The sequence below is a fragment of the Devosia limi DSM 17137 genome (assembly GCF_900128975.1).
GTDB lineage: Bacteria > Pseudomonadota > Alphaproteobacteria > Rhizobiales > Devosiaceae > Devosia > Devosia limi.
In genome coordinates, this window is the sequence record NZ_FQVC01000007.1 from 220,691 (window position 1) to 242,422 (window position 21,732).

The window sequence follows — 21,732 nt, forward strand, 5'->3', positions numbered from 1 at the left end:
AAAACTAGAATGGCAACTTCATGCCGGGCGGGATCGGCAGGCCGGCGGTGACTTCGGCCATCCGCGACTGCATTTCGCTTTCGGCCTTGACCTTGGCGTCGTTGTGGGCGGCCAGGATCAGATCTTCGAGCACTTCGACATCGTCTTCCTTGAACAGGGACGGGTCGATCTTGAGGCCCTTCATTTCGCCCTTGCCCGATAGCGAGACGGTGACGAGGCCGCCGCCGGACTTGCCTTCGACCACGAGATTGGCGAGTTCGGCCTGCATGGCCTCCATCTTGCCTTTCATCTCGCTCGCGGCCTTCATCATTCCCATGATGTCTTTCATTCGTCGTCCTCTTCGGGTTCTGGCAGTGCGTCAATTTCAGGTGTGGCCACGACGGCATCGTCGCGGACCTTCACATTGACCAGCTTGGCACCGGGAAATGTCTCAAGAATGGCCTGCACCAGCGGATCGTCGTGGGCGGCGGCATGGGCAGCCTGAACGCGCTCGACCTGTTCCTCGCGGATGGTCTTGCCTTCGGGCATCTTGTTGGAAACATTGACCAGCCAGCGCTGGCCGGTCCAGGCCTGCAGCCGCGCCGAAAGCGTCGCGATGATGCCGGGATCGGCGCCATCGACAAGCGCCACTTCGATGCGCCCCTCGCTGAACGAGACCGGCCGCATTGAAGCTTCCAGCGCGTTCTTGAGCAGGATTTCGCGCTTGGCGCCGGCCAGGGCGACCAGTTCGGCATAGGAATGCACGGTCGACAAAGCCGGCTGCGGCATGGTGTGCTGCGGTGCCGGGGTCGCCGAGGACAGTGGCATGGGAGCCGGACGCGAGGATTCCAGCCGCAGCGCGGTCGCGCCGCCGGATGAACCACCGGAAGAAATCATTGACTGGCTGGCGCCGGGACCATCAAGGGGCGGCCGGGAGATCGGCGCCGAACCCTGGCCGGAGGGTGCCGGCTGATTGGACAGCTTGGCGATCAGGTCTTCCGGGCTGGGAAGATCGGCGGCATAGGCCAGCCGGATCAGCACCATTTCGGCCGCCTGCAGGCCATTACCGGCGCGCGAAACCTCGTCATAGCCCTTGAACAGGATCTGCCAGGCGCGGGTCAGCGCGCGCATGGGCAGCTTGCCGGCCATTTCGGCACCGCGATTGCGCTCATCGGGGGTCAGCGACACGTCATCGGCCGCAGCGGGCACAACCTTGATGCGGGTAACCAGATGGGTGAAATCGGCGAGGTCGGCGACCAGCGTCTGCGGATCGGCGCCCATGTCATAGAGCGCGCGCATGGTGGTGATGGCGTCGCCAATACGGCCACCCATCAGTTCCTCGAACAAGTCGATGATCCGTGCGCGGTCCCCCAGGCCCAGCATGGCCTTGACGGTATCGGCGGTGACCATGCCATTGCCATGGGCAATCGCCTGGTCGAGCAGCGACAGGTTATCGCGGGCCGAGCCTTCGCCGGCGCGCACGATCATCGCCAGGGCTTCTGGCTCAAAGCCGATGCCTTCCTGGGCGAGAATGCTTTCGAGATAGGCGGTCATCACCTCGGGCGTGATGCGGCGCAGGTCGAAGCGCTGGCAGCGGCTGAGGATGGTGACCGGCACCTTGCGGATTTCGGTCGTCGCGAAGATGAACTTCACATAAGGCGGCGGCTCTTCGAGCGTCTTCAGCAGCCCGTTGAAGGCCGCGGTCGAGAGCATGTGCACTTCGTCGATGATGTAGACCTTATAGGGCGCCGAAACCGGGCCGTACTTCACCGAGTCGATGATCTCGCGGATATCGTTGATGCCGGTATTGGAGGCGGCGTCCATCTCGATCACGTCGACATGGCGGCCTTCGATGATGGCGCGGCAATGTTCGCCCTCGACCTCGAGATCAAGCGTCGGGTGGCGGCCGGTGGCGTCTTCGTAATTGAAGGCGCGCGCCAGAATACGGGCTGTCGTGGTTTTGCCGACGCCGCGCACACCGGTCATGATGAAAGCGTGGTGGATGCGGTTCTGCTTGAACGCATTGCCCAGGGTCTGGACCATCGCATCCTGGCCGATGAGCGTAGAAAAGCTCACCGGGCGGTATTTGCGCGCCAGCACCAGATAGGGCGACGATGTCTGAACGTCAGCCATCCCTACCCTTCCGTCATTCGGTCTTGAGAGAATCTGCCAAAAGCCATGCGGCTATCATAGGGCGAAGTAGGAGGCTGGCAACGACCCGTGAAGGTCTCGTTGGGGCTGCTTCCTTCCGGACCTGACCCGGTTGGCGAGGAACACGTCCGCGCCAACCTCCCGAGGGCTATATCGGACATCATTGCGGCAAAGGCAAGGGGTCCCGCAGGCACAAAGACATGTCCGGGGCTGGTTGAGCCCCAGACCTGTTTACTGGCGCGGATCCCAGCCCGTTGGGGTCACGGCAAGCGGCGGGGTGAAAGACTTGGCGATCTCGGCCCAATCAACAAACTTGAAGCCGGTCGAGGCCAGTTCGCCATCCAGATTGTTGAGATCGCCAGCATAGCCGTCCTGGGCGATGAACACGCCATTTTCAAAGCCCGGCAAGCCGACCGAAATGACATCGGAGCCATCGCTTTCCTGCGCCGCGTCCCGATCCCCAGTCGCGGCGACATGGAAGGATCCGAGCGGTGTCAGGCCCGCATCGAGCGAGAAGGCCACGAAGCTGTCGTGATAGGGCGCGTCGGGCTTGAGCTTGTCGCCATGGGCGCCGCCCTGGCTGGAGGCCAACAGATAGCGGGTGCCATCGGCGGCGTAATAGATCGTCAGCCCCTCGACGTCGCGGGCAATGACGCTGTCAGGATTGTGAAAGCTGCTCTCAGCCGAGCCGCGCGTTTCATAGCCGAGCACCGGTTCGCCGCCAGTCACCGGCACGGCCCAGATGCCGACATCTTCCTGGCCGGCATAGATCATGCCGGTCGTCCGATCGACGACCACGCCTTCAAATTGCGGGCTGAAATCGAGCAGCGGATTATCGTCATTCTCCTGCCAGAGCGACTGGCCGGCATGTTCGGTGGGGGCACTGAACGCATGATCGAGGACGGCAGCGACGACGCCACCGTCGCGGGCCTCCAGCTTGAAGATGCCCACCGTGGGCTGATGGCGCTGCGTGCCGACAACCCAGGCATTGCCGCCCGCCTTGTCGTGCCAGGTGGTCAGGCCATAGACGGTATTCTGGTCATCGACCGGATTGTCCTCGACGGCGCTACCATCAGCGGTGTTGCGGCTGGGAAAGGCGCGGGGGCCGGCCGGATCGGTAATTTCGGTCAGCGGCGCCGCGGCATCACCATCGATGCGGTAGACGCGGATGATATCGAGACCCCGGTCAGAGGCGACCACGAGATCGGCGGGGCTGCCATCGGCCAGCGGAAAGCCATAGAGCACGTCGACATTGTTGATGCGCCCGCCATCGGCAACGTCCAGCGCCTGGACCACTTGGCCATCCAGCCCATAGACCAGAATGCCACCCTTCTTGGCAGCAGCAACGATCAGGCTCCTGGCCGGATCGGTTGGGTGGATAAAGACGGACGGGTCATCGGCATCGGCATCGCCATCGGCCTCGGTCAGCGCCTTGGTCTGCAGCACCGAGGGCACTGCGGCCACGCTCCAGTCCGCCGCCTGCGCGAGCGGGGCGGACCCCAGCATCATGGCAACCGCAATTGCGGCGGCCGAACAGAGCGCGCCACCGGCTTCCCCCCGGCGGCTCTTGTTTAGCAAGTCAAATCGCATCTCATCCTCCCAGATATTGACGCTGCAGGACTGCATGCTTGCAGCCTTGCAAAGCTGTGCAAGAAATTCATGAGTCCAGATCATTGTCAATCGACAACACTCCGCATTCGCTAAGCAAACATGGGTTTTTATCTACTTTAAACACTTGCACTGGTGTGCAATGAATGCAAATTCAGCGCAAAGACGACCCTAGGAGCGACGCGTGTAGCGCTTTGCCTGCACGGCAATGGCGTAGACATGTCAAGGGAAGCGCGAGGCGATGCGGCGCATCAGAGCTAGTCGCGCAACGACGCCGCGCAGATGCGCCCATGGCGCAGCGCGGCCCCGACGAACGGGGATCAATTCAGGACAAAGCGCCGGAGGAGGGAGCGGCGGATACCGCTCCCTTGCGACTATTTCGTACCAGCGGCCGGATAGACACCGAGGACGCGGAAATAGTCGGTGAAGAACCCCAGTTCCTCAAAGGCGTGCTGGACGCCGATGTCGGAGGGATGCCCCTCGATATCGGCATAGAACTGGGTGGCGGTGAAGGCACCGCCGACCATGTAGCTTTCCAGCTTGGTCATGTTGACGCCATTGGTGGCAAAGCCGCCCATGGCCTTGTAAAGCGCGGCCGGCACGTTGCGGACGCGGAACACGAAAGTGGTCTTGACCTTGCCATTGCCCGCAGGGGCTTCCTGCTGGTCGCGCGACAACACGAGGAAGCGCGTGGTATTGTGCGCAGCGTCCTCGATATTCTCGGCCAGCACGTTCAGCCCATAGATCTGGGCGGCGAAGCGCGAGGCGATGGCGGCAACCGACTTGTCGCCCTTTTCGGCCACTTCGCGGGCGGAACCCGCGGTATCGACAGCATTGATGGTGCGATAGCCGTTCTGGCTGATGAATTTGCGGCATTGGCCGAGCGCCACCGAGAGCGACTGCACCGCCTTGATGTCCGCCAGCGTGGCGCCGGGCACCCCCAGAAGGGTCATCTCCACCCGCAGGAAAGTCTCTCCTATTATATAGAGACCACTTTCGGGCAGCAGGTGGTGGATATCGGTGATGCGCCCATAGAGCGAATTTTCCACCGGGACCACGGCAAAATCCGCCTTGCCGGACTGAACCGCATTGATGGTCTCCTCAAAGGTGACGCAGCCAACAGCGTCGTCGCCGGGAAAGAAATTCTGGGCGGCGGCGTGACTGAAAGCTCCGGGCTCACCCTGGAAGGCGATTTTCTTGGTCATTGCAATGTCCATCCTAATGCGCCACGGCTTTTGAACCGCTGGCGGATGGGAGTCAATTCGACTGCGGAAGCGGCTTTGCGCGAAACGGTGGTGAGGAATTGTCGCACCGGGGGATTGCACTGTTGCGCCCACACCACCTTGATACTATCTTCCGCGCGCGTCGAACCGGGCCGTTGAGGTGATTTCCTTTCTGTGGAAGTCGTATATTTAGCACGGTTCGGCTATCGTCCGCAGGGGATGGGACTGGCAGAGAGACCAAATGGATTCGTTCGAGCTTAACAAGATCATGGGCGCCGTCCTTGGCACTCTTTTGTTCGTCATGGGTGCCGGCTTCCTTGCCGAAGCCATTTATCACCCAATCGTGGGGAACGGCCCGGGCTATGCCCTGCCCGAACCCGAACCGACCGCCGTTGCCGAAGCCGGACCGGCCGAGCCGGAAGTGCCGCTTGCGGTATTGCTGGCCAGCGCCAGCGTCGATCGTGGCGCCGCCGCGGTCAAGAAGTGCCAGGCTTGCCACGATTTCTCGGAAGCCAATGCCAACAAGACCGGCCCTGGCCTTTATGAAGTCGTCGGCCGCCTCGAAGGCAGCCACCCGAACTTCTCGTATTCGGACGGCATGATGGCCCATAACGCCGCTGGCGACACCTGGACCTATGAGCACCTGGACGAGTTCCTCGCCGCGCCCAAGACCTATGTCCCCGGCACCAAGATGAACTTCTCGGGCGTTCGGACTGCCGAAGAGCGCGCTGACATCATCGCCTATCTGCGCACGTTGTCGCCGAACCCAGAGCCGCTGCCGGTTGCCGAAGAGGCTGCTCCGGTTGCCGAAGAGGCTGCTCCGGCGGCCGAAGCTGCGCCCGCAGCCGAAGTGGCGCCCGCTGTCGAGGCAGAGCCGCTGCCAGGGCAAGAAATGCCCGCTGACGCGACTGCACCGGCTGCCGTCATCGAGACGCCATCCACCACGCAGACCGAGACCGCCGTTGAAGGCACTCCGGCCGCTGGCGGCTCCACCACTGCACCTGCTGCCACTGCGGCGCCTGCCAGCAACTAAGCGGCGCGCCGAAGACCGAATTTACGAGCCGCACCCCACAGGTGCGGCTCTTTTGTTGTGAAGCGGGGGAATGAAACATGCTGCTCCTACATCTGTCCGACGTCGATGAAGCCGCCTGGGCCCGCACCATGGCCCGTGAAGTGGGGGATTATCCCGTGGTCCGGCGCGGCGATGATTTCGATCCCAGGGACATCCGCTACATCTTCGCCTGGAAGCCCAAGCCCGATGCGTTTGATGGCCTGACCAATCTCAAGGCCATCCTGTCGCTGGGCGCCGGGGTGGACGCGTTGCTCAAGCATCCCAACCTGCCCGGCGATGTGCCGATCGTGCGCTTCGTCGATGATGATCTCAGCCAGAAGATGAGCGATTACGTGGCGGCCCATGTCACCATGCACCATCGCCGCTATAGCCGTTTTCACGCCGATCAGCAGGCCCGCCGCTGGACGCAGTATTATCCCCCCGCCGCCTCGACATCGACTGTGGGCATCATGGGCATGGGCGTACTCGGGCAGGATGCTGCACGCCGCCTTCTGCCGCTCGGCTTCACCCTGCGCAGCTGGAGCCGTACTCCGAAATCGATCCCTGGCGTCGAAGGCTTTACCGGCGCGGACGAATTCGACGCCTTCCTTTCGGGTACCGATATCCTCGTCAACCTCTTGCCGCTGACCCCGGGCACAGAAGGCATTCTCAATGCCGACACCTTCGCCAAATTGCGGCGCACGCTCGATGGTGGCCCGGTGATCATCAATGCCGCCCGTGGCGGCCACCAGCGCGAGGCCGATATCGTCGCCGCTCTCACTGACGGCACCCTGGGCGCGGCGAGCCTTGACGTGTTCGAGGTCGAACCACTGCCAGTCGATAGCCCGCTCTGGGGGATCGAGAACTGCTACATCACCCCCCATATCGCGGCGATTTCCAACGAAGAGACCGGTGTGATCTACTTCGCCAACGTGCTCAAGGACCACGAAGCCGGCAAGCCGCTGATCAATGTGGTGGACCGCGCGCGGGGATATTGAGGACTCGGCACTGCTTCTTAGCCACTAGGTCATTCCGGCGGAGGCCGGAATCCATGCTGTGTGCTCCCCACAAGCTGGATCCCGCGGACCGCCTTCAGCCTGGATCCCGGCCTGCGCCGGGATGGCATCCTGATAACGGCTGGATCAGCGATACACTCCCGCCTGGACTAGCGCCCGCCCAGCTCCAAGGCCCAATACTGGCCATTCAACATCGTGCCAAAGGAGAAATGCGGCTCCTCCCGCACCAGTTCAAACCCTGCCGCCTGATAAATCCTGCGCGCCGAGGTCAGGCAATCCTGGGTCCAGAGGATGATACGGGGATAGCCGGCCTCGCGCGAAAAGCTCACCGCCTGCTCGACCAGAAGCTTGCCGATACCCCGCCCGCGAAAGGCCGGCTCGACATAGAGCATGCGCAATTGCGCTGATCCCGGCTCGTCCACCGCCGGCAGGATGAAGACGGAACCGGCGACCTCGCCGTTCTGCTCCGCCACCCACAGCGATTTCGCGCCGGTCGCCTCCGCATATTCGGCATAGATGCGGGCAATCAGCGTCTCAAACTCACCATTCCAGCCTTGCTCCAGATGATAGAGCAGGCCCTGGCGATGGATCATCCAACCGATGTCACCGATCCGATGCGGGCGCAGCAGCAGCGGTCCGGCAGGAGCCGGACCGGCCAGCAGCAATTGAATGCGCCCCATTGCAGAAACGAGGTCACGTCGCTGGCTTGGGCTCAGATTCTCCAGCAGCGCCTCGGCAGCGATATCGCTGGCGGCATTGAGCGCCTCATAGACCCTGTCGCCATCGGCGGTCAGAGCCATGACATTGGACCGGCGGTCCGCGATGCCAGGGCTCATGGCAATGAGGCCCAGATCGCTCAATCGCCAGACCAGCCGGCTGAGTTGGCCGGGATCCATGGCCAACTCCCGGCTCAGTTCGCTGGCATTGGTCGAGCCCTTTTTGCCGATCTCGTGGATCAGCCGCGCCTCGCCCAGCGTATGCGGGCTCTTGTGCATGCCCTCTTCGAGCAGGCCGATAATGCCGGTGTAGAAGCGGTTGAAGGCACGGATAGCGGCAATATCATCGGCGGGATCGGCCATGACGAAGCTCCCAGGTCAATTGTTTGACATGGTCAATCTGTTAGTTGATTTAGTCAACTACTTTGAGTAGCGATCCCGCAGCACGCCATAGGCCGCGCGGGTGGCCTGATCGGTGCCGCCCTGCGAGCGCGAAACCCGCGCTTCGGGTGCCCAGCCAAAGATATCAAGGTGCACCCAGGCCTTGGCCTTGGAGACGAAGCGCCGCAAAAACAGAGCTGCCGTGATCGAGCCGGCGAAGCCGCCGGCGCCGGCATTGTTCACATCGGCGATCTTGGAACTCATCATCGCGTCATAGGGCGACCAGAGCGGCATCTGCCAGAGGGGATCGTCGGTCTTGAGGCCGGCCGCCATCAGGTCACGCGCCAAGGCATCGTCAGTGCAGTAGAGCGGCGGCAGGTCGGGGCCGAGCGCCACGCGCGCCGCGCCAGTCAGTGTCGCCATGTCCAGCAGCAATTCGGGGCTTTCCTCATCGGCCAGCGCCAGTGCATCGGCCAGGATCAGCCGGCCCTCGGCATCGGTATTGCCAATCTCCACCGTCAGGCCCAGTCGCGAGGTCAGCACGTCGCCCGGCCGGAAAGCCGCGCCGGCAATCGCATTTTCAACCACCGGGATCAGCACGCGCAGGCGCACCTTGAGCCCGGCATCGACAATCGCATGCGCCAGCCCCAGCACATTGGCGGCGCCGCCCATGTCCTTCTTCATCAGCAGCATGCCCGATGCCGGCTTGATGTCGAGCCCGCCGGTATCGAAGGTCACGCCCTTGCCAACCAGGGTGATCTTGGGATCGGCCTCATTGCCCCAGCGCAGATCGAGCAGGCGCGGCGCCTCGGCACTGGCGCGCCCGACGGCATGGATCATCGGGAAATTGGCGGCCAGCAGCGCGTCGCCAACGATGGCATCGACGCTCATGTTGCGCGCCTTGGCGAAAGCGCGGATTTCGCGCTCCATCGCATCAGGGCCCAGATCATTGGCCGGCGTATTGATCAGATCGCGGGCAATGGTCGCCGCCTCGGTCAGGCGTGCCACTTCGGCTGCGTCGGCATCGCTGCCCAGCTCCAGCGCCGGCTGCGCCTTCGCCTTGCTGTAGCGATCGAAGCGGTAAGCACCAAGCTTGAAACCAAGCGCCGCCAGCGTCGGATCACCCAGCGCCCCGGCAAGGCTATAGGTGCCCTCTCCCAATTGCGCACCGGCAAGGCCGGTGACCAAAGCGGGACGCCCAGCCGCCTCGCCCGTGCCAAACAGCCAGGCCTCGATAGCCCCGCTGTCGCCGGGAATGGCCAACAGCCGGCCGCGCTGGCCGGTAAAGCCATTGGCCTCGGCCCAGGCCTGCGCCCGCGCATCCAGCTTGGCGGCGGCCAAAGCCCCCTCTTCGACACAGATCAGCTTGAGGGCCTGGGCTTTGCTCATATCAGCGACTCCGATTGCAATGGCTCATCATTAGTCCCGGCGCGCGCCAGCGGCAACGGGGCCAGGCCGGCGATTTAACCGGTTGTTAGGGTTAATGATTTATTGAAATACCCAACAATCCCCGGAGTGAACCGACCGTGCTGCCCAACCACCGCATCGTCAGGCCGTTGCGCGCCATGGTGCTGCTGGGCGTAGCCGTTACGGCCCTCACCGCCTGCGTCTCGACGGGCGCCCGGAGCCCCGCGCCCGACGCTTCGGGCATGGCGCGCAGCGACACCTATCAGGCGCTGGCCGATCTGGGCGCGCGCTACAAGTCCAATCCGCGCGACAAGAACACCGTCATCAATTATGCCGCCGTCCTGCGCAGCAATGGGCAGAGCCAGCAGGCTGTCGCGGTGCTGGAAACCGGGGTGGCCAATTTCCCGCGCGATGTCGATGTCAGCATTGCCTATGGCAAGGCGCTGACCGCCGATGGCCGCTTCGATCAGGCGCTCAGCGTTATCGACAATGCCATTCGCCCCGATGCACCGGACTGGAATGCCCTCTCGGTCAAGGGCGCGATCCTGGACCAGCTCGGCCGCAATGCCGAAGCCCGCCAGGTCTATAGCCAGGCATTGCTGATCGCGCCGGGCGAGGCCTCGGTCGAGGCCAATATCGGCCTTTCCTATGCCATGACCAATGATCTCAAGCTGGCCGAACAGCACCTGCGCCGGGCGACCAGCCTGCGCGGCGCCAATAGCAAGATCCGGCAGAACCTGGCACTGGTGCTGGGCCTGCAAGGCCGGTTCGATGAAAGCCGCGCCCTTTATGCCGCCGAACTGCCACCAGAGCAGGTCGAGGCCAATATGGCCTATGTGCGCGGCATGCTGAGCCAGCCAAACCGTTGGGAAACCGTCGGCAAGGGCTAACCCTTCCGTCCGTCATTGGGCCAGTGCCGCTCCCGGCGCGGACCCCGATCCCATTCCCCTATTCCGCAGGTCATTCCCGCCCAGGCGGGCCGTCCCGGCCCAGGGCAAATGGCGCCGGCGCGGACGTGTTTGCCGGGTCCTAGCCGCCCATGGGATTGTTGGGGGTGCCGAAGATCTTGATCATCGCTGGCGACATGATGACGATGAACAGCACCGGCAGGAAGAACAGGATCAGCGGGACAGTCAGCTTGGGGGGCAGCGACGCTGCCTTTTTCTCGGCATCCATCATGCGGGTTTCGCGCCCTTCCTCGGCCATGACGCGCAGCGCCTGGCCGACCGAGGTGCCGTAGCGATCGGCCTGGATCAGCGCGGTCATCACCGAGCGGACATTGTCGAGCCCGGTCCGACGCGCCAGGTTTTCATAGGCGCGACCACGATCTTCGAGAAAGGACAGCTCGGCGGTGGTCAGGGTCAGCTCTTCGGCCAATTCGGCGCTTTGCTGGCCGATCTCGCGGGCGACGCGCTTGAAGGCGTGCTCCACCGACATGCCGGCCTCAACGCAAAGCAGCATCAGGTCGAGACAATCAGGCCAGGCGCGGCTGATGGAGAACTGGCGTTTGACTGTCTTGTTCTTGAGCAGGACATTAGGCAGGTAAGCGCCCAGCAGTCCCGCCCCCACCGCATAGACCAGGTTGAGATAGAGCGGTCGATCACCGGGGGTGATCAGCAGCAGATAGAACGTTGCGATGACGAAGATAATGATCGGCGCGGCCAGCCGCATGAACAGGAAGGTGGTCAGGTGCCCCTGCCCGCGATAGCCGGCCCGGGCCAGCTTGTCGACCGTGGCATCGTCCTGGAAGGCCTTTTTGAGGTCGAGCCGATCGACCACCGTCTTCATATAGGTTTTGGTTTCGCCGCTGCGCCGCATGGTGCCGCGGCTGTCGCTGATGGAATTGCCCCGCAGACGGGCCATTTCCTCGGCCCGCATCTTTTCGCGTTCCAGCGCCACGCGCTTGATGCGGCCCTTCATCTCCGACTTGACGATGAAGGAGGAACCGAAGGTGAAAACCACCGCAGCGGCGCTGATGGCGGCCAGCACCGAGATCAGAAACTCGCGCTGGGTCAGGAGCTCAACGAAATTCATGCCGTTCTCCTAATAGTCGAACTTGACCATGCGCATCATCACGAAGATGCCCATGGACATCATGCCGGCGGCAGCACCGAGACAGATCCAGCCGACACTTGTGGTCACCAGCGGCTCGAGATAGCGCGGGGTGACAATGGTCACCAGGGTGGCCACGACGAAGGGCAGTGAGCCGATGATGCCGGCCGACGCCTTGGCTTCCGAGCTCATCGCCTTGACCTTCTGCTTCATCTTCTTGCGATTGCGCAGCACGCGCGCCAGATTGCCCAGCGCTTCGCTGAGATTGCCGCCAGCCTGCTGCTGCACCGTGATGACCACGACGAAGAAATTCACCTCCGGCAGCGGCACGCGGTCGATCAGCACCTGCACCGCTTCGGTCATCGACATACCGAACGCCTGCTGATCCAGGACGCGCTGGAACTCGGACTTGACCGGTTCCTTGGAATCCTTGGCCACCACCCGCATGCTGTCATTGAGCGGCAGGCCGGTCTTGACGCCACGCACGATGGCCTCGACCGCATTGGGCAATTCATCGAGGAACTGATCGCGGTATTTGTTGCGGCGGCGGCGCACATACAGCCGGGGCAGCAGATAGGCGCCAGCCACGGCAAAGATCGCGGCAAAATAGAATGGCACCTGCACCACGAACAGCACCAGGAACACCACCACGCCCAGAATGATGCTGTTGCGCACGAATGCCGCCGGCTTGATGGTCATGCCAGCCTGGAACAGCTGGGCCGGCAGCGGCACCCGCTTCTTGGCGTTGAGCGCGTCGGTCTGTTGCTTGAGGGCCTGCTGCACACTCTTGCGCCGGTCGTCGCGATTGCGCGCGGCGTCGTTCTGCATCCGGTTGGCACGCATGTCGCCCTGCAATGCCTTCTTGCGCTTCTCGGCGCGGCCGCCCTCCCCCATCAGGGAAGGCACCAGAGCGAAGCCGGCGGCAGTCACCACGACAACGGCAAGAAAGGCGATCAGCAGGGCGTTCATGGCTTAGGAATCCAGCAATTCGCGTTGCTCGGTGTTGGACTTTTCCAGGGCTTCGACCAGATTGGCCTCTTCGTTGAAATAGCGGGCGCGCTCGGTGAACTGCGGCTTGGTAATGCCGGTGGAGCGGTGGCGCCCCATCAGCATGCCGTTCTGGTCTTCGCCCATGATGTCGTAGACGAATACGTCCTGGGTCACGATCACGTCGCTTTCCATGCCCAGAACTTCGGTAATGTGGGTGATCCGGCGCGAGCCGTCGCGCAAGCGGGCAGCCTGGACGATGACGTCGATCGAGGAGGTGATCATCTCGCGGATGGTGCGGCTGGGCAGGCTGTAGCCACCCATGGTGATCATCGATTCCAGACGCGACAGGGCTTCGCGCGGCGAGTTGGCGTGCAGCGTGCCCATCGAGCCGTCATGGCCGGTATTCATCGCCTGGAGCAGGTCGAAGCTTTCCGGACCACGCACTTCGCCGACGATGATGCGTTCGGGGCGCATACGCAGGCAGTTCTTGATCAGGTCGCGCATGGTGATTTCGCCCTCGCCCTCCAGATTGGGCGGGCGGGTTTCCAGGCGCACCACATGCGGCTGCTGCAGCTGCAATTCGGCCGAGTCTTCGCAGGTGATGACCCGCTCGTCCTTCTCGATGAAGGCGGTGAGGCAATTGAGCAAGGTGGTCTTGCCCGAGCCGGTACCACCCGAGATCAGCACATTGGCGCGTACCCGGCCCAGAATGCGCAGCACTTCGGCGCCTTCGGGCGAGATCGATCCATATTTGACCAGCTGCTGCAGGGTCAGCTTGTCCTTCTTGAACTTACGAATGGTGAGGGCGGCGCCATCAATGGCCAGCGGCGGGGCAATGACGTTGACGCGCGAACCGTCGGGCAAGCGGGCGTCGCAGATGGGTGAGCTTTCATCGACGCGGCGGCCGACCTGGCTGACGATGCGCTGGCAGACATTCATCAGGTGGGCATCGTCGCGGAAGCGCACATTGGTCAGGCGCACCTTGCCAGCGACTTCGATGTAGCATTTCTGCGACCCGTTCACCATGATATCGGCGATGTCGTCGCGTGCCAGCAGCGGCTCCAGCGGGCCATAGCCCAGCACGTCGTTGCAGATGTCCTCGAGCAGGTCTTCCTGCTCGGAAATCGACATGATGATCGACTTGAGGGCGATGATTTCGGCGACGATGTCGCGGATTTCCTCGCGCGCCGCCATCTGGTCCATGGTGGCCAGCTGGCTGAGATCGATGGAATCGATCAGCGCGTTGAAGATCGCCGACTTGGTGTGGAAATATTCCTTGTCACGCTGCGCATCGACGGGGGATCGGACATCGACGACCTCGTCGCTGCCGCGGAGGCGCGATGCGGCGCTGTCGGCATCACTTGAGCGCCGGACCGGCTCACTCTTCTCAGCCTTGACTGGCGAGAGCTGTGGGCGCGGCGTCTCGCTGACGCCGGGCGTATTGCCACCAAAGGAAGTGCGCTTGCCGAACATGACAGTCCTACCGTTTCAACGACGCCAGGCGAATACTCGCTCAGGCCCGCTTCTTGAGGAACGAGGGTAGTTTCATCAGGCCTGATGCCTTGCCCCCGGCTGGTGCCGCCTGCCGCCCGGTGACGTGCATGCCGATGGCACGATAGATTTCGTTGATCTTGTTGTTGGCCGCGATCTCGGCAATCATCTGCCCGTTATTTGCCGCCGTACCGAACAGCGCCGCATCGAACGGGATCTGGCCCAGCAGCTGGCATTCGATGGAGCTGGCAAATTCGGTGGCGCCGATCTCGGGACGCCGCGGCAAGCCGAGCTTGTTGATGACGATGCTGGGCGCGGCCTCGCTTGGCCGCAGCGCCTTGATTGTATCGGCCAGGTTCTTGGCATTGCGCAGATTGGCCAGGTCCGGTTCGGCCACGATCACCACTTCGTCGAGCGTGGCGAGGGTATGGCGGATCCAGGAATTCCAGGCATGGGGAATATCGAGCACCACGACCGGCATGGTGGACTGGCTGAGTTCGACGATCTGTTCGAACTCGCGCTCCTCGAAATCATAGGTGCGATCCAGCGTCACCGGTGCGGTCAGCAGGTTGATATGGTTGGCCGCCTTGCTCATCAGGCGGTCCAGCATGGTCTGGTCGACCTTCTGGTTGGCCAGAACGGCATCGGCCAGGCCATGGGGCGGATCCTGATTGAAATTGAGCCCGGCCGTGCCAAAGGCCAGGTCCATATCGAGGATCAGCGAGTCCTGGCGCAGCGTCTGCGCGATGGCCCAGGCGACGTTGTGGGCCACGGTGGAGGCGCCGGCGCCACCCTTGGCGGCGACAAAGCCCACAGTGCGCCCGATGGGGGCTGCGCCCTCGGCCGCGAACAGTTCGGTGATCGCGGTGACGATGGTCTGGGCGGTCGCCGGCAGCACGATATATTCGGAGACACCCGAACGGATCAGTTCGCGATAGAGCAGTACGTCATTGACGTGTCCGAGCAGGATCAGGCGGGTCGAGGCATCGCAGACATCGGCCAGCCGCGCCAGCGCCGCCGGGATGTCGGCCGGCGGCAGTGTCGTCTCGACCATGATGAGGTTCGGCGTCGGATTGGCCTTGTAGGTCTCGATTGCACCCTCGAGGCCGCCATTATGGGTGGTCAGTGCGACCTTGGACATGCGGCGGTCGTGAATGGCGCTCTCGACCAACTGGGCGGTCTGGGAGTGTTCGCAAAAGGCCTGGATGGTGATGCGCGGGATCAGCCGGGCACCGCCGGCAATCTCGGCCGCTGCCTCTTCGCTCTTTTTGGGGTCTGGGCTGAGAAAACTCATTGCAGCACGCTCTCCTTGGTTCCGGTTGCCCGGCAGCATTCAGACGGGAACGGCGCGACCGCCATCCCCAGATCGGTCACTCGAGCACGAAGCCCACGGACCCACTAAACCCACCGCGCATGCCGCCGGAGCCGACGCCATACATGGTCTCGAGCTTGCCCAGGAAGATCGACTCGGCATCGCTGGCGACAGCGCTGCGCTCGGTCGGCAGCACGGGCGGATGGATGCTCGAGCCAACCAGATAGGGCGTGACCATGATCACCAGCTCGGTCTGGGAGGTCTGGTATTCGCGGCTGCGGAACAGCGCGCCCAGGATCGGAATATTGCCGAGGCCGGGGAGCTGATCGATCTGCTGCCGGACGCGTTCTTCAAGCAGGCCACCAATGGCCAGGGTATTGCCGGGGGGCAATTCGACCGAGGTCGAGGCCTGCCGCTTGGTCAGCGAGCCGTTAGGCTGCGGATCGGAGACGCTGGTCTCGACCTTGAGGGCGACCATGCCGTTCGAACGCACCACCGGGGTGAACTTGAGTTCCACGCCATAGGGTTTGAACAGCACTTCCTGATCGCCGTCGGCATTGCGCGAGTAATAGGGCAGTTCGCCACCGGCCAGGAAGTTGGCAGTTTCGCCAGAAATGGCAGTCAGGGTCGGCTGGGCCAGCACCCGCAGCGCGCCGCGCCCTTCGAGCGCGCGCACCGCCGCATTGATCTCCAGGTTTGGCACGGCGAAGGAGCCGGTGGCGCCGTTTGCCGTCGCCGTGGCACCAGCCATGGTATTGTTGAAGCCGAACGTGGCCGAGCCGAGCGTCACCGAACCCGACAGGTTGATGCCCAGCTCCTTGGCGACGTCGCGCTTGATCTCGGAAACCGTGACCTGCAGCATGACCTGCTGGGAACCGGCGACGTCGAGAATGTTGGCGACGTTTTCCGGATCGCCGGCGAACTGGACCGCCACGGACGCAGCCCGGTCGCGATCCTCGGCGGACAGAACCGTGCCGGTCAGCACCACGCGGTTGGTCGAGTCGCCCAGGGTAACCGACTCCACCCGGATGGCGGAGCCCGGCAGCACCCGCGCCAGCGCCGCTTCAAGCGCGGCACCGACCTGGGACGGCTCCTTGATCACCTTGATGTCGAGCACGCCGATAGTGCTGCCGCGATCATCGAGGAACAGGATATTGGTATCGCCACCGCCAATGCCCTGGATCACGGCGCGCTGGCGCGTCCGCATGATGGCCGAGGCCACCGAGGGCTGCGACACGATCACCTCGGCCACCCCGCCGGGCAGATCGACAACCATCGATTTGTTGAGCTCAAGCTCGATACTGCGGGTTCCGCCATAGCTGGCAAGGCTGATCTGGGCCTGCGCCGAGGCCGGCGCCGTCAAGGCTGCCGTGCCGGCAAGCATGGCGGCCAGCATGGTGGCGCCGAGCCAGTTGCGCCGTGGATTGCGACGATGAAGCGTTGGAATCTGCAGCATGTTTGTCTCCGCCCTATTGGGCAATCACTTGCGGCTCGATGGGCAGGGCGATTTGTGGTTCGACTGTGGTCGCCGGGCGGTAGAGGGCAGGGTCGAAAGCCTGCGGGCTCACCGGTTGCTGGGCGACCTGCGGGCCGGATACACCGGTCATCACCGACTGCTCCTTGCCGGCGCGAATAACCCGCACCGCCTGGTTGCTGCCGGACTTGTCGATGCTGTTGTCGTTGAAGTCGACGATGGAGCGCAGAACCAGCGAAAGCTGGCCACGCGAGGTTGAATTGATCAGGGTGTCGGCCTGGCCTGGCGTCAACTCCAGGGTGGCGATGGTGGAATCGTTGAACACCTGGGCCTGCGGTCCACCGGAGGCCGTCGTCGCCGCAGCCGCATTGTCGGTTCCGGCCGAAGCGCCGACCTCGCCCAGCCGGCGCCCGATGGCCATGACGCGGACATTGGAGAGGATCAGGTCCGATACATCGCCCATTTCGGTGCGGCGGGTCAGCACCACATCGACCCGGTCATTGGGGACGATGAAACCACCGGCGCTGGACACGGCATCGACACCGACGGAAACGCCGCGCATGCCCTGCGCCAATACCGCCGAGAGGTAGCCCTGATCGGAATGGACCAGCTTCTGTTCGCGGATCGGCTCACCGGGAAAAAACTCGAAGCGGACAAGCGCGCCGGCCAGTTCGGTCGGGGCATCCGGCGTGGCGGCAATGGTGACAAACTCGGGACGAACCGACCCCATCGGCCAGCTCTGCCATTCCACCGACTCGGGGGTGAGGCGCTCGCCGGTGCCCAGCGCGATCCTGGCGACCAGCACCTTGGCCGTTTCCTCTTGGCGCACCACCTCGGTGACGATCTGATCGGGCGGGCGATTGCTGCCGCGCAGGACCAGGAACGCAGCCAGGCCGCCGGCAACCAGTGCCACGAGCAACAAGATGATACGCGCCGGCTTCATGACCCAACTCCGGTTGACCACTAGGCGCAAGACGCCCAATTCCACGGTGGAATATGCGGGCAAAGGGTCAAAGTTTGGTTAATCGAAGCTTTGCAGGATCAGTTAACGAAATATGAAAATTGGCGATTTGCGGGCAATCGCAATAGAGACCATGTAATCGCGTCAGCGGTTACAGATGGCGATAAATAGCGAAACTGCCGAATGCAGGTGCTAGGCCGAGAGCTGTTGGAAGATCGGCGTCTGCGCGTAGATGATCATGCCGGCAATGGCCAGCGCGATCCCATAGGGTACACCCGACTTGGGACTGTGCAGCCGCTCCAGCCAGCGATAGCGCGCCAGAAACGGCGTCAGCGGCAGCCGCCGCAAGGCCAGGATCAGCAGGGTCAGCGCGCCACCGAGCAGGGCCGCATAGGCGAGATAGGGCAAGGTTAGCCCAAAGCCCAGCCAGAGCGTGGTGGCCGCAGCCAGCTTGGCGTCGCCACCGCCGATCCAGCGCATGGCAAAAAAGGTGAAGCCCACCACCAGGACCAGCATGGCGCAGGCCACATGCATGGCAAACTGCTGCAGCGACATGCCGGTGGCGATCGCCAACACGCAAAACCCGGCGACGAGCACCAGCACCAGCTTGTTGGAAATCCGCATGGTCAGCAGATCGGAGGATGCTGCGAAGGCCATTGCAGACGGAAAGAACAGCAAAGCAATGGTCGACATTCAAACAAGCTCCGGGCCAGGCAGGTTTACGGCAAGTGTGCCGATACCGCATTAAGAAACCGCAAAAAAGAAGGAGGGCGCAAGCGCCCCCCTCCTCAGTTCAAGCAGTGCGCTGGCTATTAGCCGCCATCGCCGGCCGCAGGCTGCAGCCGCGTGTTGATGTCGGTGAACACGTTGTTCAGAGTGCCACCAAGCAGACCAACAGCGCCGATGATGACCACGGAGATCAGCGCAGCGATCAGGCCGTATTCGATTGCAGTCGCACCAGATTCATCCTGTGCGAAACGTGCGAAAATGTTCATTCCCAGGCTCCTTTATCACGTCATCGAGTGACGCCTTCGTTCGACACGTCACACATCGAACATGGCCATGAAGCTAGGCCGCACATCTTGAAATTAAGTTAATCGGCAGGCTGCCCTATTTTAGCCCTAAATCGATTTTCTCTATGTTTCTTATGCACTTACCGAAATATGGCGCGACTTTTCCAAAGTGACGGCGTGTACGCTATAGTCGCTATGGTGAGCGTAATATTACCAATATCGATCGTTTGCTAATTATCACGACGGGCAATGGCGCGCTGAAAAGTACTCTTTATCCGTCATAAACCATCATGACTGCATCGGGCCGTTTGCCAATTGTTCACCATTCCGGGAGAAAATGGCTGCACAGCGTATCTCGTACCCCGGAACCGGCCATGTCGTTCAAGTTCGCTTTCTCCGTCGCAATGATGGCATTGACCGCCACGCTGCTGGGCGGCCAGACCGCGGCCCTCGCCCAGGATGGCGCGCCGATCTCGGTCAATGTGAACATGGCGCGGGTTCTGCGCATCAATGCCCCGGCCGCCACGATCATCGTCGGCAATCCGGGGGTCGCCGACGTCACCATCCAGGACCCGCAGACCCTGGTCCTTACCGGCAAGAGCTTTGGCCAGACCAATCTCATCGTGCTCGACAATGTCGGCAACCCGATTGCCGATACGCTCATCGATGTCGTGCAGATGCAGGGCGTCCTGACCGTTTACCAGGGCGGCGGCCGGACCAGCCTGACCTGCGCACCGGTCTGCCACCCGACCATCATGATCGGCGACGATACCGATTTCACTGCCGACAACATTGCCTCCTCGCAGATGGTCAGGTCCACCGCCAATTGAGCGGCCGCCGGGTCTTAATACGCGATTAACCGCGTTATCCTTCCAATCCCCCGATCAGCACTTTTCCTAACGTTCAATTAGCCAAGGCGCACTAGCGTTCGATCGCTAGGATTGAGCGCCGCCATGAACAAGACCACGCCATCGCTGTTGGACCGTCTCCGCATGGTCGCGCGCCGCAATCGCTTTGCCCGCGATGAGCGCGGCGTGACCATGATCGAGTTCGGCCTGCTGGCTGTCCCGTTCTTTGCCATTCTGGGCGCCATCCTGGAAACCTCGGTGGTGTTTCTCGCCGGCCAGGTGCTGGACAGTTCGGTCAATAATGCCAGTCGCCTGATCCGCACCGGACAGGCCGGCAACTTCACGATCGAGCGGTTCCAGAAGACAATCTGCGACAATCTCTACGGCATGTTCCGCGACTGCGACCAGTTGCGGATCAATGTCAACAATGTCACCGATTTCACGTCGACGATCATCACCTCCCCAATCGTCACCCCCTGCGCGGCGGAGTGCAGCTGGGCCATCCCGGCCCAGTATGACCCCGGACAGGGCGGCAGCATCATCATGGTCCGGGTCTATTACAAATGGCCGGTGATCCTGAACTGGCCCGATGCGCTGCTGCCGGGAGGCTTCACGCTTGCCGACCAGCCCGATGGATCGCGGCTGCTGGGGGCCGTGCGCATTTTCCGCAATGAGCCCTTTACCGGCAGCGGCAGCGGCAGCGGCAGCGGCAGCGGCACTGGCACTGGCGGTTCGGGGAGCGGAACATGAGCGTGTGGTCGCGGGCCCGCGCCCTCCTTGCCCGGTTCTGGAGCCGCCATGACGGCGTCGCTGCCGTCGAATTCGCGATGATCGCGCCGATCATGCTGCTGGTCTATCTCGGCAGTATGGAAGGCAGTGCCCTGCTCACCATGGACCGAAGGATACAGACCATTTCCAATTCGGTGGGCGACCTTGTCGCCCGCGGCAAGGACAGGGTCTCCATGTCGGAGATCGACGACTATTTCACCGCCGCCAGGATCATCATGGCGCCCTATTCGACAAGCGGACTGGTCCAGCGGGTCGTCTCGGTACAGGTGGATAAGGACGGCAAGGGCGTGGTGCGCTGGTCGCGCGATTCCGGCAAGGCCGTCCCCTATGCCAAGGGCACGAGCTACGCACTGCCCGCCGAGATCACCGATATCGCCAGGGAAGGCTTCGTTATCGTCGCCGAGGCCACCATGCCCTATACGCCGCTGACGGGGCTGGTGTTCAATCAGCAATACACGCTCTATCGCGAGAACTTCTATATGCCGCGCTTCGGCAATGAGATCGAGCTGCTGGCGCAATAGCGTCGGCTTGCACGCTCCGGGCGAGCATGCCACAAGCCGAACAGTGCTTCCTCCATACCGGTGGTTTTTCCATGAGCGATGATACGCTGATCCCCGTCTTCGACCTGGGCAATGTCTTTGTCGACTGGAACCCGATGCATCTGTTCCGCAAACTCTTCGACACCGAAGAGGAAGCGCTGTGGTTCCACCAGAACATCTGCACCGGCGACTGGAACCTGGAATTCGATGCCGGCGAAATCTATGCCGAAGGCGTTGCCAAGCTGATCACCCGCTTTCCCAAATACTGGCGCGAGATCCAGGCGTTCGACCAGCGCTGGAAGGAAACCGTCGGCGGTTTGATCCAGGGCACGATCGATATCCATGACGAGCTGGTCGAGCAGGAAATCCCGACCTTTGCCATCACCAACTTCTCCTGGGAGAAGTGGGTTTCGTGCCTGGGCGAGTGGCCATTCCTTGAAAAATTCGATGGTGTCGTGGTCTCGGGCCTCGAAAACCTGGTCAAGCCCGATCCGCGCATCTACCGCGTGTTCTGCGAGCGCTACGGCATGGCCCCTGAAAGCTGCGTCTTCATCGATGACAGCGAGCCCAATGTGATCGCCGCCCGCAAGTTCGGCATGCATGCGATCCACTTCACCTCGCCCGAAGCCCTGCGCAAGGAACTGATCGCGCTCGGCCTGCCGCTCAAGGCGCAGTAAGGGCGGGCGCCCCGCCGGCTCCCCTCGACATCACTCGGGCTTGACCCAAGCGGC

At 62.7% G+C, this 21,732-nt stretch carries 21 protein-coding genes and 1 other RNA gene; 7 read left to right on the forward strand and 15 right to left on the reverse strand.

Features of this window, described 5'->3' with window-relative positions:
- Positions 1-4: 4 nt before the first annotated feature.
- The 5 genes from BUA69_RS12945 to BUA69_RS12965 all read right to left on the reverse strand — a co-directional run bounded on the left by BUA69_RS12945 (position 5) and on the right by BUA69_RS12965 (position 4,943).
- The gene (locus BUA69_RS12945) at positions 5-328 is read right to left on the reverse strand and encodes a YbaB/EbfC family nucleoid-associated protein (RefSeq protein WP_046136845.1); all 324 of its coding nucleotides are present in this window, start codon (positions 326-328) and stop codon (positions 5-7) included.
- On the reverse strand, positions 325-2,112 hold the full coding sequence (locus BUA69_RS12950; RefSeq protein ID WP_046136844.1) for a DNA polymerase III subunit gamma/tau: 1,788 nt from the start codon (positions 2,110-2,112) through the stop codon (positions 325-327). The genes BUA69_RS12945 and BUA69_RS12950 overlap by 4 nt, the downstream gene beginning before the upstream one ends.
- Positions 2,113-2,177: 65 nt before the next feature.
- Positions 2,178-2,273: signal recognition particle sRNA small type (ffs, locus tag BUA69_RS12955), an RNA gene on the reverse strand.
- A gap of 88 nt (positions 2,274-2,361) precedes the next feature.
- Positions 2,362-3,720, reverse strand: a complete 1,359-nt coding sequence (locus tag BUA69_RS12960; protein WP_160300165.1) for a phytase — start codon at positions 3,718-3,720, stop codon at positions 2,362-2,364.
- A 392-nt stretch (positions 3,721-4,112) separates the two neighbouring features.
- Positions 4,113-4,943: a prephenate dehydratase gene (locus BUA69_RS12965; RefSeq protein WP_046136906.1), complete on the reverse strand. Its 831-nt coding sequence runs from the start codon at positions 4,941-4,943 to the stop codon at positions 4,113-4,115.
- Positions 4,944-5,202: 259 nt separating this feature from the next.
- Here BUA69_RS12965 and BUA69_RS12970 point away from each other — a divergent pair, with 259 nt between their 5' ends.
- The gene (locus BUA69_RS12970) at positions 5,203-5,994 is read left to right on the forward strand and encodes a c-type cytochrome (RefSeq protein WP_046136842.1); all 792 of its coding nucleotides are present in this window, start codon (positions 5,203-5,205) and stop codon (positions 5,992-5,994) included.
- Positions 5,995-6,071: 77 nt separating this feature from the next.
- On the forward strand, positions 6,072-7,010 hold the full coding sequence (locus BUA69_RS12975) for a 2-hydroxyacid dehydrogenase (protein WP_052950751.1): 939 nt from the start codon (positions 6,072-6,074) through the stop codon (positions 7,008-7,010).
- A gap of 167 nt (positions 7,011-7,177) precedes the next feature.
- On the opposite strand, the gene BUA69_RS12980 is transcribed toward BUA69_RS12975, so the two are convergent.
- Together BUA69_RS12980 and BUA69_RS12985 are read right to left on the reverse strand one after the other, a co-directional pair.
- Entirely contained in the window at positions 7,178-8,107 is a 930-nt protein-coding gene (locus BUA69_RS12980; RefSeq protein ID WP_046136841.1) for a bifunctional helix-turn-helix transcriptional regulator/GNAT family N-acetyltransferase, read from the reverse strand.
- Between the two features lie 57 nt (positions 8,108-8,164).
- On the reverse strand, positions 8,165-9,535 hold the full coding sequence (locus BUA69_RS12985) for a leucyl aminopeptidase family protein (protein WP_425283962.1): 1,371 nt from the start codon (positions 9,533-9,535) through the stop codon (positions 8,165-8,167).
- A 116-nt stretch (positions 9,536-9,651) separates the two neighbouring features.
- Here BUA69_RS12985 and BUA69_RS12990 point away from each other — a divergent pair, with 116 nt between their 5' ends.
- Complete coding sequence (locus BUA69_RS12990) at positions 9,652-10,422, forward strand: tetratricopeptide repeat protein (protein WP_052950750.1); 771 nt, start codon at positions 9,652-9,654, stop codon at positions 10,420-10,422.
- 139 nt (positions 10,423-10,561) lie between these two features.
- On the opposite strand, the gene BUA69_RS12995 is transcribed toward BUA69_RS12990, so the two are convergent.
- From BUA69_RS12995 to BUA69_RS13030, 8 genes are all read right to left on the reverse strand, one after another.
- Positions 10,562-11,566, reverse strand: a complete 1,005-nt coding sequence (locus tag BUA69_RS12995) for a type II secretion system F family protein (RefSeq protein ID WP_046136839.1) — start codon at positions 11,564-11,566, stop codon at positions 10,562-10,564.
- A 9-nt stretch (positions 11,567-11,575) separates the two neighbouring features.
- Positions 11,576-12,553, reverse strand: coding sequence for a type II secretion system F family protein (locus tag BUA69_RS13000; RefSeq protein ID WP_046136838.1), 978 nt, complete (start codon positions 12,551-12,553; stop codon positions 11,576-11,578).
- 3 nt (positions 12,554-12,556) lie between these two features.
- Entirely contained in the window at positions 12,557-14,047 is a 1,491-nt protein-coding gene (locus BUA69_RS13005; protein WP_046136837.1) for a TadA family conjugal transfer-associated ATPase, read from the reverse strand.
- A 40-nt stretch (positions 14,048-14,087) separates the two neighbouring features.
- A complete protein-coding gene (locus BUA69_RS13010) occupies positions 14,088-15,359 on the reverse strand; it encodes a CpaE/TadZ family protein (protein ID WP_052950749.1) in 1,272 nt (423 codons plus the stop codon).
- 76 nt (positions 15,360-15,435) lie between these two features.
- Complete coding sequence (locus tag BUA69_RS13015) at positions 15,436-16,833, reverse strand: type II and III secretion system protein family protein (protein WP_046136836.1); 1,398 nt, start codon at positions 16,831-16,833, stop codon at positions 15,436-15,438.
- A gap of 13 nt (positions 16,834-16,846) precedes the next feature.
- Positions 16,847-17,794: a Flp pilus assembly protein CpaB gene (gene cpaB / locus BUA69_RS13020; RefSeq protein WP_052950748.1), complete on the reverse strand. Its 948-nt coding sequence runs from the start codon at positions 17,792-17,794 to the stop codon at positions 16,847-16,849.
- A 210-nt stretch (positions 17,795-18,004) separates the two neighbouring features.
- Entirely contained in the window at positions 18,005-18,505 is a 501-nt protein-coding gene (locus BUA69_RS13025; RefSeq protein ID WP_046136835.1) for an A24 family peptidase, read from the reverse strand.
- A gap of 119 nt (positions 18,506-18,624) precedes the next feature.
- On the reverse strand, positions 18,625-18,807 hold the full coding sequence (locus BUA69_RS13030) for a Flp family type IVb pilin (protein WP_046136834.1): 183 nt from the start codon (positions 18,805-18,807) through the stop codon (positions 18,625-18,627).
- Between the two features lie 392 nt (positions 18,808-19,199).
- Between BUA69_RS13030 and BUA69_RS13035 the strand changes: the two genes are divergently transcribed.
- The 4 genes from BUA69_RS13035 (at position 19,200) to BUA69_RS13050 (ending at position 21,678) form a co-directional block, all read left to right on the forward strand.
- Positions 19,200-19,655 carry a pilus assembly protein N-terminal domain-containing protein gene (locus BUA69_RS13035; protein ID WP_046136833.1) on the forward strand — a complete coding sequence of 152 codons (456 nt, stop codon included), beginning with the start codon at positions 19,200-19,202 and terminating at the stop codon, positions 19,653-19,655.
- Positions 19,656-19,778: 123 nt separating this feature from the next.
- On the forward strand, positions 19,779-20,423 hold the full coding sequence (locus tag BUA69_RS13040) for a TadE/TadG family type IV pilus assembly protein (RefSeq protein WP_046136832.1): 645 nt from the start codon (positions 19,779-19,781) through the stop codon (positions 20,421-20,423).
- Positions 20,420-20,983, forward strand: coding sequence for a TadE/TadG family type IV pilus assembly protein (locus BUA69_RS13045; protein ID WP_052950747.1), 564 nt, complete (start codon positions 20,420-20,422; stop codon positions 20,981-20,983). The genes BUA69_RS13040 and BUA69_RS13045 overlap by 4 nt, the downstream gene beginning before the upstream one ends.
- 71 nt (positions 20,984-21,054) lie before the next feature.
- Positions 21,055-21,678 (forward strand): HAD family hydrolase, encoded by a 624-nt coding sequence (locus BUA69_RS13050; protein ID WP_046136900.1) that lies wholly within the window; start codon positions 21,055-21,057, stop codon positions 21,676-21,678.
- Positions 21,679-21,732 lie beyond the last annotated feature (54 nt).